At 38.3% G+C, this 14,567-nt stretch carries 14 protein-coding genes; 13 read left to right on the top strand and 1 reads right to left on the bottom strand.

Going from position 1 to position 14,567, the window contains the following annotated elements:
• Window positions 1-4: 4 nt before the first annotated feature.
• Window positions 5-262, bottom strand: coding sequence for a 30S ribosomal protein S20 (gene rpsT / locus ABH960_RS12645; RefSeq protein ID WP_113935599.1), 258 nt, complete (start codon window positions 260-262; stop codon window positions 5-7).
• 180 nt (window positions 263-442) lie between these two features.
• Between rpsT and gpr the strand changes: the two genes are divergently transcribed.
• The 13 genes from gpr (at window position 443) to rpsU (ending at window position 14,557) form a co-directional block, all read left to right on the top strand.
• The gene (gene gpr, locus ABH960_RS12640; RefSeq protein ID WP_002088693.1) at window positions 443-1,546 is read left to right on the top strand and encodes a GPR endopeptidase; all 1,104 of its coding nucleotides are present in this window, start codon (window positions 443-445) and stop codon (window positions 1,544-1,546) included.
• The gene (locus tag ABH960_RS12635; RefSeq protein ID WP_404445508.1) at window positions 1,546-1,908 is read left to right on the top strand and encodes a DUF3679 domain-containing protein; all 363 of its coding nucleotides are present in this window, start codon (window positions 1,546-1,548) and stop codon (window positions 1,906-1,908) included. Before gpr ends, ABH960_RS12635 begins: the two co-directional genes overlap by 1 nt.
• Window positions 1,909-2,116: 208 nt before the next feature.
• Window positions 2,117-3,940, top strand: coding sequence for an elongation factor 4 (lepA, locus tag ABH960_RS12630; protein ID WP_002145694.1), 1,824 nt, complete (start codon window positions 2,117-2,119; stop codon window positions 3,938-3,940).
• A 189-nt stretch (window positions 3,941-4,129) separates the two neighbouring features.
• Window positions 4,130-4,504, top strand: a complete 375-nt coding sequence (locus ABH960_RS12625) for a winged helix-turn-helix transcriptional regulator (protein WP_002015203.1) — start codon at window positions 4,130-4,132, stop codon at window positions 4,502-4,504.
• Window positions 4,505-4,555: 51 nt separating this feature from the next.
• Entirely contained in the window at window positions 4,556-5,695 is a 1,140-nt protein-coding gene (hemW, locus tag ABH960_RS12620; RefSeq protein WP_404445503.1) for a radical SAM family heme chaperone HemW, read from the top strand.
• 133 nt (window positions 5,696-5,828) lie between these two features.
• Entirely contained in the window at window positions 5,829-6,845 is a 1,017-nt protein-coding gene (gene hrcA, locus ABH960_RS12615; RefSeq protein ID WP_404445500.1) for a heat-inducible transcriptional repressor HrcA, read from the top strand.
• A gap of 114 nt (window positions 6,846-6,959) precedes the next feature.
• Entirely contained in the window at window positions 6,960-7,526 is a 567-nt protein-coding gene (gene grpE, locus ABH960_RS12610) for a nucleotide exchange factor GrpE (RefSeq protein WP_002138384.1), read from the top strand.
• A 26-nt stretch (window positions 7,527-7,552) separates the two neighbouring features.
• Window positions 7,553-9,388, top strand: a complete 1,836-nt coding sequence (dnaK, locus tag ABH960_RS12605) for a chaperone protein DnaK (RefSeq protein ID WP_377889330.1) — start codon at window positions 7,553-7,555, stop codon at window positions 9,386-9,388.
• A 202-nt stretch (window positions 9,389-9,590) separates the two neighbouring features.
• Window positions 9,591-10,694 (top strand): chaperone protein DnaJ, encoded by a 1,104-nt coding sequence (gene dnaJ, locus ABH960_RS12600; RefSeq protein WP_404445496.1) that lies wholly within the window; start codon window positions 9,591-9,593, stop codon window positions 10,692-10,694.
• A 28-nt stretch (window positions 10,695-10,722) separates the two neighbouring features.
• Window positions 10,723-11,661: a 50S ribosomal protein L11 methyltransferase gene (prmA, locus tag ABH960_RS12595; protein WP_404445493.1), complete on the top strand. Its 939-nt coding sequence runs from the start codon at window positions 10,723-10,725 to the stop codon at window positions 11,659-11,661.
• A 145-nt stretch (window positions 11,662-11,806) separates the two neighbouring features.
• Window positions 11,807-12,556, top strand: coding sequence for a 16S rRNA (uracil(1498)-N(3))-methyltransferase (locus ABH960_RS12590; RefSeq protein ID WP_113935596.1), 750 nt, complete (start codon window positions 11,807-11,809; stop codon window positions 12,554-12,556).
• 6 nt (window positions 12,557-12,562) lie between these two features.
• Complete coding sequence (gene mtaB, locus ABH960_RS12585) at window positions 12,563-13,915, top strand: tRNA (N(6)-L-threonylcarbamoyladenosine(37)-C(2))-methylthiotransferase MtaB (RefSeq protein ID WP_002138376.1); 1,353 nt, start codon at window positions 12,563-12,565, stop codon at window positions 13,913-13,915.
• A 468-nt stretch (window positions 13,916-14,383) separates the two neighbouring features.
• Entirely contained in the window at window positions 14,384-14,557 is a 174-nt protein-coding gene (rpsU, locus tag ABH960_RS12580) for a 30S ribosomal protein S21 (RefSeq protein ID WP_000048061.1), read from the top strand.
• Window positions 14,558-14,567 lie beyond the last annotated feature (10 nt).

The following is a 14,567-nucleotide window of genomic DNA, read 5'->3' as shown; positions in this document are numbered from 1 at the left end:
CGCCTTACGCGTTTACTTGTTTCGCTAAGCGAGATTTTTGACGAGATGCAGCGTTTTGGTGGATAAGACCTTTACGAGCTGCTTTGTCAAGTTTTTTAGAAGCAGTTTTGAAAGCTTCTTTAGCATTTTCAAGATCGTTATTAGTAACTAAAGTTTCTACAGTTTTAACAGCAGTACGCATGTCAGACTTGATAGAAGCGTTATGTGAACGACGCTCTTCGCTAAGTTTAGCGCGTTTGATAGCAGATTTGATGTTTGCCATACTTTTCACCTCCCTGGTGCAATCGAATGACTCGATTCTTACATAGAACAAGTGATATTTTATCAAACGGTGAAGAGAATTGCAATAGTATATCAATGAAATTTCACGTAAAGGAAAGAATGACCTAATATAACTTGGGGAAATCTAACGATATTTACTATGAATTACGGAGGAGATACGATGAAAGAACCATTAGATTTAAGTAAATATAGTGTTAGAACTGACCTTGCTGTAGAGGCGCACCAAATGCTACAAGAGCGCCAAGAAGAACAAAAAGGGATACAGGGAGTTATTGTAAAAGAGAGGGAAGAAGAGGGAGTTACAATTACAAAAGTAACTATTGATGAAATTGCATCTGAGTCGATGGGGAAAAAACCTGGAAGTTATTTAACTCTTGAGGTGCAAGGTATACGACAACAAGATACGGAACTTCAGCAAAAGGTAGAGCGTATTTTTGCAAAAGAATTTTCTTATTTCTTAGAAGAGGTTGGAGTTTCAAAAGAAGCGAGTTGTTTAATCGTAGGTCTTGGGAATTGGAATGTAACGCCGGATGCACTCGGACCGATAGTTGTAGAGAACGTACTGGTGACGAGACATTTGTTTAAATTGCAGCCTGAAAGTGTGGAAGAAGGGTTTAGACCTGTTAGTGCCATTCGTCCAGGGGTAATGGGAATTACAGGGATTGAAACGAGCGATGTCATTTACGGAATTATTGAGAAGACAAAACCAGACTTTGTCATCGCAATTGATGCATTAGCTGCGCGTTCTATTGAACGAGTAAATAGTACGATACAAATTTCTGATACAGGAATTCATCCAGGATCTGGTGTTGGGAATAAGCGTAAGGAACTAAGTAAAGAAACATTAGGTATTCCTGTTATCGCAATTGGTGTGCCGACTGTGGTAGATGCTGTTTCGATTACGAGTGATACAATTGATTTTATTTTGAAACATTTTGGCCGGGAACTGAAAGAAGGAAACAAACCGTCACGCTCTTTATTGCCAGCAGGTTTTACATTTGGAGAAAAGAAAAAATTAACAGAAGAAGATATGCCGGATGAAAAGAGTCGAAATATGTTTTTAGGAGCTATTGGTACGTTAGAAGAAGAAGAAAAGAGAAAGTTAATTTATGAAGTGTTATCTCCTCTTGGTCATAATTTAATGGTAACTCCAAAAGAAGTAGATGCGTTTATTGAGGATATGGCAAATGTAATAGCCAGCGGTTTAAATGCAGCACTGCATCATCAGATTGATCAGGATAATACAGGGGCATATACACATTGATGGAAAGAGGCAGAAATAACTTGAGTCAATTTACGCTGTTATGTATATGCGGTACAGTCTTATGTTTGCTTATGATGATAGCTGGAGTGGGACTTGCTAATCATGGCCTAAAAAGTATGAAAGGATATCGTCAGCTGTCATATGAACAAATTGCTCATATGACAGGAACAGAAGGCGCTGGGGCTGAACCCGGAATTTCGGGAGAGACGTTTTCGGCTACTGAAAAACAAAAACAGTTAGAAAGCTTAAGAAGTTTTAATGTTGTAGAAGGTATCGGTATGGCGATAGCAAGTGTTGCTCGTGATATGACAAAGTTTGGAACGGATATAGTTGTTGGGGCAATAAAAGGAATTTTTAGTTAAGGGTAGCGGGAAGGATGGTTGTCTTATGTTTGTAAGAGAGCTGTCTTTTAATTTGAAAAAGGTTTGTCTCTTATGGTTTGTTCGCATAAGATATAGATAGAGTGATTTGTATTGTAAGCAGCACGAGTTTTCATTGAATCTTTGCTGCTCTATTGATATAATCAGTGCTAGTGTATATTGGCGAGACTATTAGGAGTTGAGAACATAGATGAATAAAGAAGAAAGAGCAAAAAGACAGTCCAAAATTCGTAACTTCTCCATCATTGCTCACATTGACCACGGGAAATCAACGTTGGCAGACCGTATTTTGGAGAAAACAAACGCGTTGGCACAGCGCGAAATGAAGGCGCAATTGCTTGACTCTATGGAGTTGGAGCGTGAGCGTGGTATTACAATTAAATTAAATGCAGTACAACTAACGTATAAAGCGAAAGACGGTGAAGAGTATATTCTTCACTTAATCGATACTCCAGGACACGTCGACTTTACGTACGAAGTATCTCGTAGTTTAGCGGCTTGTGAAGGTGCAATTCTTGTTGTGGATGCAGCGCAAGGAATTGAGGCGCAAACATTAGCGAACGTATATTTAGCGCTTGATAATAATTTAGAAATCTTACCAGTTATTAATAAAATCGACTTACCAAGTGCAGACCCAGAACGCGTACGTCAAGAGGTAGAAGATGTAATTGGTTTAGATGCATCGGAAGCTGTACTTGCTTCAGCGAAAGCTGGCATTGGTATTGAAGATATTTTAGAACAAATCGTTGAAAAGGTACCAGCTCCAACAGGTGATTCAGAAGAGCCGTTACAATGTATGATTTTCGATTCTTTATATGATCCGTACCGTGGTGTAATTGCATATATCCGTGTTGTAAATGGAACGGTAAAAGTTGGCGATAAAGTACGTATGATGGCAACTGGAAAAGAATTTGAAGTAACAGAAGTAGGTGTGTTTACACCAAAAACAACGCAACGTGACGAGTTAACAGTAGGTGATGTAGGTTTCTTAGCAGCATCTATTAAAAACGTAGGCGATACACGTGTTGGTGATACGATTACACATGCGAAACGTCAGGCTGTAGAGCCGTTAAAAGGGTATCGTAAATTAAATCCAATGGTATTCTGTGGTTTATATCCAATCGATTCTGCACGTTATAACGACTTACGTGATGCGTTAGAAAAACTAGAATTGAATGATTCTGCTCTTGAATTTGAGCCTGAAACATCTCAAGCTTTAGGTTTTGGTTTCCGTTGTGGTTTCTTAGGGCTGCTTCACATGGAGATTATTCAAGAACGTATTGAACGTGAATTCAAGATTGACTTAATTACAACAGCGCCAAGCGTTATTTATAAAGTGTATTTAACAAACGGTGAAGATCTTATTGTTGATAATCCATCTAATATGCCAGATCCACAGGCTATCGATCGTGTAGAAGAGCCGTTTGTGAAGGCTGCAATTATGGTTCCGAATGACTATGTTGGAGCTGTAATGGAAATTTGCCAAGGGAAACGTGGAACGTTTATTGATATGCAATATTTAGATGAAACACGTGTTACATTGACATATGAAATCCCATTATCAGAAATCGTATATGATTTCTTCGATCAATTGAAATCAAATACGAAAGGATATGCATCATTTGACTACGAGTTAATTGGTTATAAACCATCTAAACTTGTGAAAATGGATATTCTTTTAAATAATGAACAAGTGGATGCTTTATCATTTATTGTACATCGTGATTCAGCGTATGACCGTGGTAAAGTAATTGTAGAGAAATTAAAGAAATTAATTCCAAGACAACAGTTTGAAGTGCCAATTCAGGCGACTATCGGAAATAAAGTTGTATCTCGTTCTACAATTAAGGCGATGCGTAAAAACGTACTTGCAAAATGTTACGGTGGTGACATTTCTCGTAAGCGTAAACTTCTTGATAAGCAAAAAGAAGGTAAAAAACGTATGAAGTCTGTTGGTTCTGTAGAAGTGCCGCAAGAAGCATTCATGGCTGTACTGAAAATGGATGATAACTAATAGAGTGAACTATAATTAGTGGGGATTTTTCTATTCTTCGCTAATTATTAGCCCGCACCAATCGTGATAAAAGTAGAAGCTGTTCGTTCGGCTTCTTTTTTATATGCTACTTTTTAGACATCTTAGCATCTCTCATTTACAATAGTGAGAGAGCTTTTTAGTGATTGATATAGAGTTAGGAGACTATTAATGTCCGAAAATATTCGAAAAGATATTCGAGAGAAAATACAAAAAGGTAATTTTAATTGCGAAAAGGAACTGACGCTTTCTATTATTAGTGGGAAGTGGAAAGTTGTGATATTGTGGCACTTAGGTGTGGAAGGTCCGCATCGTTTTAGTGAATTGCAACGTCTGTTCCCGAGCATTTCTCATAAAGTGTTGTCAAATCAATTGAAAGAGTTAATGGAGGACGGGATTGTTGATCGAACAGTATACCCGGAAATTCCTCCGCGTGTTGAGTACTATATGACGGAATTAGGTATGTCGCTTTTACCGATCGTTGAAATGATGTATGATTGGGGAAAAATGCGAATGGAACAAATCCGTAATACAGTAGAGAAGTAAAGAATCCTCCGGAGTGCGGAGGTTTTCTTTTTAGAAAGGTAGGAGTTATATTTGGTACAAGCTGCATATATTCATATTCCATTTTGTCAGCATATTTGTCACTATTGTGATTTTAATAAAGTATTTATTGAACGCCAACCGGTTGATCAATACTTACAATATTTAGAGAAAGAAATAATAAATACGGTTCAAAAAGTACCGTTTGAAAGTATGAAAACGATTTTTGTTGGCGGAGGAACTCCGACAGCTTTAAATATGGAGCAAACAAAAAAACTACTCGACATCATTAACCGTCGTTTGCGTCCATTTGCGCCGAATTGTGAATTAACATTTGAAGCGAATCCAGGTGATTTACCGAAAGAGAAGTTGAACGTATTGCTAGAAGGTGGAGTAAACCGAATTAGTTTTGGTGTGCAAACGTTTCGTGATGAGCTACTTGAGAAGATTGGACGCAGGCATACGAAAGAAGATGCATTCGTATCAATTCGGGAAGCGCAGGAAGTCGGTTTTATAAATATTAATGTAGATTTAATTTATGCTCTGCCAGGACAGACGATAGAAGATGTAAAAGAAACATTAGACATTGCCTTTACGCTTGGTGTACAACATTTCTCGGCATATTCATTAATTGTGGAACCGAAAACAGTCTTTTATAACTTAATGAATAAAGGGAAATTAAGACTACCAGGTGAAGATCATGAAGCGAAAATGTACGAAATGGTAATGGATGAAATGGAAAAACATGGCTATAACCAGTATGAAATTAGCAATTTCTCAAAAGGTGATAATGAAAGTAGACATAATCTCACATACTGGAATAATGAAGAATATTATGGATTTGGAGCTGGAGCGCATAGTTATGTGAACGGAGAACGAATTCAAAATGTAGGTCCGCTTAAGCAATATTTCACTAAAATTGATGAAACTGGATTTCCGTATTTAGACGTTCACGCAGTGACGGAGAAAGAAAAAATGGAAGAAGAGTTGTTCTTAGGGCTTAGAAAAACAAAAGGTGTTTCTAAGCTAGAATTCCAAAAGAAATTTAATGTGGAGATGGACCATGTTTTTGCAAAGCAGTTACAAAATAATCAAGAACAAGGATTACTTGAAAACAGAAATGGACATGTTTGTTTAACGAGGAAAGGGAAACTATTAGGGAATGAAGTATTCCAGTCATTTTTGATTGATTAATTAAATGTGCCATAAGCGTGAAAAAGTTTCGTTATTTCGTGACGTTTCCGTTGACAATTGAATGTCAATTTTGGTAAGTTATTAATAGATTTAGCACTCGAAGACAAAGAGTGCTAACAGAGGTGATGATGAGATGCTTACGGAACGTCAGCTCTTAATTTTACAAACAATTGTTGATGACTTTATTGGATCAGCGCAACCAGTTGGTTCGAGGACGTTGGCTAAGAAAGATGAAATTACGTTTAGTTCAGCTACTATTCGAAATGAAATGGCTGATTTAGAAGAACTAGGATTTATTGAAAAAACGCATAGTTCTTCTGGGCGTGTTCCTTCTGAAAAAGGGTATCGTTTTTATGTAGACCATCTTTTAGCGCCGCAAAACTTACCGACCGATGAAATTGTACAAATTAAAGATTTATTTGCTGAAAGAATTTTTGAAGCAGAAAAAATTGCACAACAATCAGCTCAAATTTTATCAGAGCTTACGAATTATACGGCCATTGTTCTTGGTCCGAAATTGAGCGCAAATAAACTTAAAAATGTACAAATTGTACCGCTTGATCGTCAAACAGCAGTCGCTATTATTGTAACAGATACAGGGCATGTGCAAAGTAAAACGATTACCGTTCCGGAATCTGTTGATTTATCAGATTTAGAAAAAATGGTTAATATTTTAAATGAAAAGCTATCTGGTATATCTATGGCGGAACTTCATAATAAAATCTTTAAAGAGATTGTTACAGTCTTGCGTGGGTATGTTCATAATTACGATAGTGCAATAAAAATGTTAGATGGTACATTTCAAGTTCCTTTATCGGAAAAGATATACTTTGGAGGGAAAGCAAATATGCTTTCGCAACCAGAGTTCCATGACATTCAAAAAGTAAGATCCTTGCTGACGATGATTGATAACGAAGCTGAGTTTTATGATATTTTGCGTCATAAACAAGTTGGTATTCAAGTGAAAATTGGTAGGGAAAATTCTTCAATAGCAATGGAAGATTGTAGTTTAATTTCTGCAACATATTCGATTGGAGAAGAGCAACTAGGAACAATTGCGATTTTAGGTCCGACGAGAATGCAATACTCTCGTGTAATTAGTTTGTTGCAGTTATTTACAAGGCAATTTACTGATGGACTTAAAAAGTAAATGAGAGTAATACATTCGCTCAAGTGATGAGATTCTCATTGCTGTGTGTAATATATAATGCTTAGGTAATCGTGCTAAGCGTGATACCTAATACCTTTTAAGGAGGTGAAAATTGTGGAAGAGCGTAACGAACAAGTGGTAGAAGAAGTGAAAGAAGCGCAAGTTGAAGAAGCTGTCACGCCAGAAAACAGTGAAGAAGCTGTAGAAGAAAAAAGTGAGGCTGCTCTTTTACAAGAAAAAGTAGATGAGTTACAAGCGAAACTAACGGAAACGGAAGGTCGCACATTACGTCTACAAGCTGATTTTGAAAATCATAAGCGCCGTGTCCAAATGGATAAACAGGCTGCTGAAAAATATAGAGCGCAAAGTTTAGTTTCAGATATTTTGCCAGCTCTTGATAATTTTGAAAGAGCGATGCAAGTGGAAACAACTGATGAGCAAACGAAATCCTTGTTACAAGGTATGGAAATGGTGCATCGTCAATTGCTAGAAGCGCTGACTAAAGAAGGTGTTGAAGCGATTGAATCTGTTGGTAAACAGTTTGATCCTAATGAGCACCAAGCTATTATGCAAGTGGAAGACAGTGAATTTGAATCAAACGCGGTTGTGGAGGAATTCCAAAAAGGTTATAAACTAAAAGACCGTGTGATTCGCCCATCAATGGTAAAAGTAAATCAATAATTTACATAAAAGTAGGAGGAATCGCCATGAGTAAAATTATCGGTATTGACTTAGGTACAACAAACTCTTGTGTAGCTGTTATGGAAGGTGGAGAACCAAAGGTTATCCCAAATCCAGAAGGAAACCGTACAACACCTTCTGTTGTAGCTTTCAAAAATGAAGAGCGTCAAGTTGGGGAAGTTGCGAAACGTCAAGCAATTACAAACCCAAATACAATCATGTCTGTTAAACGTCATATGGGTACAGACTATAAAGTAGAAGTTGAAGGTAAAGATTATACACCTCAAGAAATTTCTGCAATCATTTTACAAAACTTAAAAGCTTCTGCTGAAGCGTACTTAGGTGAAACAGTGACGAAAGCTGTTATTACAGTACCAGCATACTTCAACGATGCAGAACGCCAAGCGACAAAAGATGCTGGTCGTATTGCTGGTTTAGAAGTAGAGCGTATCATTAACGAACCAACAGCAGCAGCACTTGCTTACGGTTTAGAAAAACAAGATGAAGAACAAAAAATTCTAGTATATGACTTAGGTGGCGGTACATTTGACGTATCTATCCTTGAGTTAGCAGATGGAACATTTGAAGTTATTTCAACTGCTGGTGACAACCGTCTTGGTGGAGATGACTTTGACCAAGTTATCATCGATCATTTAGTAGCTGAATTCAAAAAAGAAAATAACATTGATTTAAGCCAAGATAAAATGGCACTTCAACGTCTGAAAGATGCAGCTGAAAAAGCGAAGAAAGATCTTTCTGGTGTAACACAAACACAAATTTCATTACCATTCATTAGTGCTGGAGCTGCTGGTCCATTACACTTAGAATTAACGTTAACAAGAGCTAAATTCGAAGAAATTTCAGCTGGTCTTGTTGAAAGAACATTAGAGCCAACTCGTCGTGCATTAAAAGACGCTGGTTTTTCTCCAAGCGAATTAGATAAAGTTATCCTTGTTGGTGGTTCTACTCGTATCCCAGCTGTACAAGAAGCAATTAAACGTGAAACTGGTAAAGAGCCATACAAAGGTGTAAACCCAGATGAAGTTGTAGCATTAGGTGCTGCAGTTCAAGGTGGCGTACTTACTGGTGATGTAGAGGGCGTTCTATTATTAGACGTAACTCCACTTTCTTTAGGTATCGAAACTATGGGTGGTGTGTTCACGAAATTAATCGAGCGTAACACTACAATTCCAACAAGTAAGTCACAAGTATTCTCAACAGCTGCTGATAACCAACCAGCGGTAGACATTCACGTACTACAAGGTGAACGTCCAATGTCAGCTGACAACAAAACATTAGGTCGTTTCCAATTAACAGACCTTCCGCCAGCACCACGTGGAATTCCACAAATCGAAGTAACATTCGATATTGATGCGAACGGTATCGTTAACGTACGTGCAAAAGACTTGGGAACAAGTAAAGAGCAAACTATTACAATCCAATCTTCTTCAGGTCTTTCTGATGAAGAAGTAGATCGTATGGTACAAGAAGCGGAATCAAATGCTGACGCTGACCAAAAACGTAAGGAAGAAGTTGAACTTCGTAACGAAGCTGACCAACTTGTATTCCAAACAGACAAAGTTGTAAAAGACTTAGAAGGTAAAGTAGATGCAGCTGAAGTAGCGAAAGCAACGGAAGCGAAAGAAGCATTACAAGCGGCAATCGAGAAAAATGAACTTGAAGAAATCCGTGTGAAAAAAGATGCTCTTCAAGAAATCGTGCAACAATTAACTGTTAAATTATACGAGCAAGCTCAAGCAGCTGCAGGGCAAGCAGAAGGTGCGCAAGGAGCACAAGACGCTGGCGCGAAAAAAGATAATGTAGTAGACGCTGAGTTTGAAGAAGTAAAAGAAGACAAGTAATACAGTGAAATAAAATAAGTAAGATGACAAAAAGTCAAAGTCAAGCGTGCCTTGGCTTTGGCTTTTTTCACGAATAAGAAGAAATGTGTGAGGAGCTTAAGTTTTTTATTTTGCATACTGTAAGTGAGGAAACTTTGTTGCAAAGCACTTTCTTTCGGTGTTAAAATTACGTTTATGTGAAAGATTCGGGGGTTGCAAATTTATGAATAAACGAGACTATTATGAGGTCCTTGGACTTAGCAAGGGTGCTTCTAAAGATGAAATAAAAAAAGCGTATCGTCGTTTGGCTAAAAAGTACCATCCAGACGTAAGTAAAGAAGAAAATGCAATTGAAAAGTTTAAAGAAGTACAAGAAGCATACGAAGTATTAAGTGACGATCAAAACCGCGCGCAGTATGATCAGTTTGGTCACGCGGGTCCGAATCAAGGTTTCGGTGGAGGCGACTTCGGCGGTGGCTTCGGATTTGAAGATATCTTCAGTTCATTCTTTGGTGGCGGTGGCGGCAGACGTCGTGATCCGAATGCTCCGCGTCAAGGTGCTGATTTACAATATCAAGTTACTTTAGAGTTTGAAGAAGCTATTTTTGGTAAAGAATTAAATGTTGAGATTCCAGTGGAGGATCCATGTGATACTTGTAAGGGTAGTGGAGAAAAACCAGGGACTTCAAAAGAAACATGTAAACATTGTTCAGGATCAGGGCAAGTAAGTGTAGAACAAAATACACCATTTGGGCGTATTGTAAACCGTCAAGCTTGTGGGCATTGTTCAGGAACAGGTCAAATGATTAAAGAGAAATGTACGACATGCCATGGTTCTGGTAAAGTTCGTAAACGTAAAAAAATCAATGTTAAAATTCCAGCGGGTATCGATAATGGTCAACAAATTCGTGTATCTGGAAAAGGTGAAGCAGGCGTAAATGGCGGACCGGCAGGTGACTTATATGTTGTTGTTCATGTGAGAAATCATGAATTCTTTGAGCGCGAAGGGGATCACATTATTTGCGAAATGCCATTAACATTTGCGCAAATGGCACTTGGTGCGGAAGTAGAAGTTCCTACCGTTCATGGCAAAGTGAAGCTGAAAATTTCAGCAGGAACACAAACAGGAACAGAATTCCGCTTAAAAGGAAAAGGTGCTCCGAACGTACGTGGATATGGTCAAGGAGATCAATATGTAGTCGTTCGTGTTGTTGTGCCGACGAAATTAACTTCACATCAAAAAGATTTATTGCGTGAATTTGCAGGGCAAGAAGAGCAGGATGATAGCTTATTCAGAAAGCTTAAACGTGCTTTCAAAGGGGAATAATGGAAATAAAAAATGGAGTTGGTAAATTGTGAAATGGTCAGAAATTAGTATTCATACAACAGAAGAAGCAGTAGAAGCTGTCTCTCATATTTTGCATGAAGCAGGCGCTAGCGGGGTTGCGATTGAGGACCCAGCGGAGTTGACGAAAGAGCGCGAGCAACAATACGGTGAGATTTATGCACTTAACCCAGATGAATATCCAAGTGAGGGTGTTTTGGTAAAAGCATATTTCCCACAAACGGATTCTTTACACGAAACGGTTGCAGGTGTAAAATCATCTATTGATGCACTACCATCTTTCGACATCGAAATTGGTAAAGGAACTATTACAATTAATGAAGTCGATGAGGAAGATTGGGCTACTGCTTGGAAGAAGTATTATCATCCAGTTCAAATTTCTGATACATTCACAATTGTGCCGACGTGGGAAGAGTATACACCGTCTTCTCCAAATGAAAAAATTATTGAATTAGATCCAGGTATGGCGTTTGGTACAGGGACACATCCAACAACGACGATGTGTATTCGTGCGTTAGAAAAAACGGTTCAGCCAGGTGATACTGTGATTGATGTGGGGACAGGTTCGGGGGTACTTAGTATTGCTGCGGCAAAATTAGGTGCGGCTTCTGTTCAAGCGTATGATTTAGACCCAGTTGCAGTTGAAAGTGCAGAAATGAATGTGCGCTTAAATAAAACAGATGACATTGTCAATGTTGGACAGAATAGTCTATTAGAAGGTATTGAAGGCCCAGTTGATTTAATCGTAGCAAATTTACTAGCGGAAATTATTCTTCTATTCCCTGAAGATGCAGCGAGAGTTGTGAAGCCAGGTGGATTATTTATTACATCTGGTATTATTGGGGCGAAAGAAAAAGTAATTTCAGAAGCGTTAGAAACAGCTGGATTTTCAATTGAAGAAGTACTTCGAATGGAAGATTGGGTAGCAATTATTGCACGAAATGCGTAATATAGATTTTAGTCTATAAAGAACAGGGGAGTCTCTCACCGTATAAGGTGAGGGACTTGCCGTTTGTTATATGAAAATGATAACGTTTCGTTCTTTTCGTAAGTATTGACTTACGAAAGGAACGAAACTCTACTAAGGTGATTATATGCAACGTTATTTTGTAGAAGAGAAATATGTAAATGAGACAAGTATTCGCATAATGGGTGATGATGTCCATCACATCGCAAGAGTGATGCGTATGTCAGCTGGTGACCACATTTATTGCTGTGTAAATGGTAAAACAGCAGAGTGTTCAATTGCTGAAATTACCAGTGAATTTGTGGATACCACTATTGTAGAATGGGTAGAGGCGTCAAGCGAACTTCCTGTGTTCGTGACGATTGCAAGTGGACTGCCGAAAGGAGACAAGCTAGAGTTAATTTTTCAAAAAGGAACTGAGCTTGGGGCAGCTGCATTTTTACCATTTCAAGCATCTCGATCTATTGTAAAGTGGGATGCGAAAAAAGCAGATAAAAAAGTTGAGCGTTTGAAAAAAATTGTAAAAGAAGCTGCGGAACAATCGCATAGAAGTGAAATTCCAGAAGTACACGTTCCCTCATCATTTAAACAACTGCTGTCGATGAGTAGCGAGTATGATGTTTGTCTTGTTGCGTATGAAGAAGAAGCGAAACAAGGTGAGAAATCTAATTTTGCGAAAGCTTTAGCGACGGTTAAACCAGGCCAAAAGCTGCTGATTGTATTTGGACCAGAAGGCGGCTTAGCGGAGGAAGAGATAACCGCACTTCGTGAACATAAATTTGTACCATGTAGTTTAGGACCAAGAATTTTAAGAACAGAAACGGCTCCGCTTTATGCGTTAAGTGCCGCTTCTTATCATTTTGAATTGATGGGGTGATAATCAATGGCAACTGTTGCGTTCCACACGTTAGGTTGTAAAGTAAACCACTATGAAACAGAAGCGATTTGGCAATTGTTTAAACAAGGTGGTTATGAAAGAACTGAATATGAAAAAAAATCTGATGTATACGTTATTAACACATGTACAGTAACGAATACTGGAGATAAAAAAAGCCGTCAAGTAATTAGACGTGCTGTACGTCAAAATCCAGATGCGGTAATTTGTGTAACTGGATGTTATGCACAAACATCTCCAGCGGAAATTATGGCGATTCCAGGTGTAGATATTGTTGTTGGTACGCAAGATCGTGAGAAGATGTTAGGATACATCGAAGAATTCCGTAAAGAGCGTCAACCAATTAATGCTGTCCGCAATATTATGAAAACACGTGTATATGAAGAGCTCGATGTACCATATTTCACGGACCGTACACGTGCATCTTTAAAAATACAAGAAGGTTGTAATAACTTCTGTACATTTTGCATCATTCCTTGGGCGCGTGGTTTAATGCGTTCTCGTGATGGAAAAGAAGTTATTAAACAAGCGCAGCAATTAGTAGATGCGGGCTATAAAGAAATCGTATTAACAGGTATTCATACAGGTGGGTACGGTGAAGATATAAAAGAGTATAACTTAGCTGGATTACTGCGCGATATGGAAGCGGAAGTAGGCGGATTGAAACGCCTTCGTATTTCTTCTATTGAGGCGAGTCAAATTTCTGATGAAGTAATTGAAGTGTTAGATAAATCAGAAGTAGTTGTACGTCACTTGCATATTCCATTACAGTCAGGATCTAATACTGTATTGAAACGTATGCGCCGTAAGTATACGATGGAATTTTTCCAAGAGCGTTTAGATCGTTTGAAAGAAGCGTTACCAGGTCTTGCGATTACATCAGACGTAATTGTTGGATTCCCAGGCGAAACAGAAGAGGAATTCATGGAAACGTACAATTTCATTAAAGAGAATCGTTTCTCTGAATTACACGTTTTCCCTTATTCGAAACGTACAGGTACTCCAGCAGCACGTATGGAAGATCAAGTTCCTGAAGACGTGAAGAACGATCGTGTTCACCGTCTAATTGAGCTATCAAATCAATTAGCGAAAGAGTATGCTTCTAGATTTGAAGGTGAAGTACTTGAAATCATTCCGGAAGAGACATTTAAAGATGGTGACCGTAAAGGTTTATATGTAGGTTATACAGATAACTACTTAAAAATTGTGTTTGAAGGATCTGAAGAATTGATTGGTAAGCTAGTAAAAGTGAAAATTACAAAAGCTGGTTATCCATATAACGAAGCGCAGTTTGTTCGTGTTCTTGAAGATGATGTAAAAAAAGAATCAGCAAGCGCATAAAGTGAAACTTTAATCAGTGGGGGGGGGGTTGTTCATCCCCGCTGATTATCAGCCTGACCCCCGCCTAAGTTCTTTGCTTTCGCTGAATTTTGAGGTGGGGGTCTTACTGTCCTGGCAAATAGCGGGATAAAAAAGCATGCAAACGGAAACGATTTGCATGCTTTCTTTTTTTTGTGGAGAAGTTAAGTACTGAAAAGGCAGGTACGTTGAATGAGTAGTTATTTAATGCTTTCTTGTATTAAAAAAGGTGTAATGATAAAAAATATAGTTGTCTTCAGGGGAAAAGGATAATAGCTATCTACATAGCTTTTGAACAGGTAAGGGCATCTATTCTTCTTTTATTCTGCCAAATAGTTGACCTGAAGTGATAAAATGTATTATAATCGTAAAAGACATGCTGAAGAAGGGTTTCTTTTTGCATGCTGAAATTAGTATGTAAGTGTGATGTTTCGGAGGGAGGGAAAGAGAATGTCAAAAACAGTCGTTCGTAAAAACGAGTCTTTGGAGGATGCACTTCGCCGTTTTAAAAGATCGGTTTCTAAAACTGGTACACTTGCTGAAGCAAGAAAGCGCGAGTTTTATGAAAAGCCAAGTGTAAAACGTAAGAAGAAATCTGAAGCGGCAAGAAAGCGTAAGTTCTAAGAGAGGGTGT

The organism is Bacillus sp. RC252, from assembly GCF_044909215.1.
Taxonomy (GTDB): Bacteria; Bacillota; Bacilli; order Bacillales; family Bacillaceae_G; genus Bacillus_A; species Bacillus_A mycoides.
This window is presented reverse-complemented; position numbering and strand designations above follow the sequence as displayed.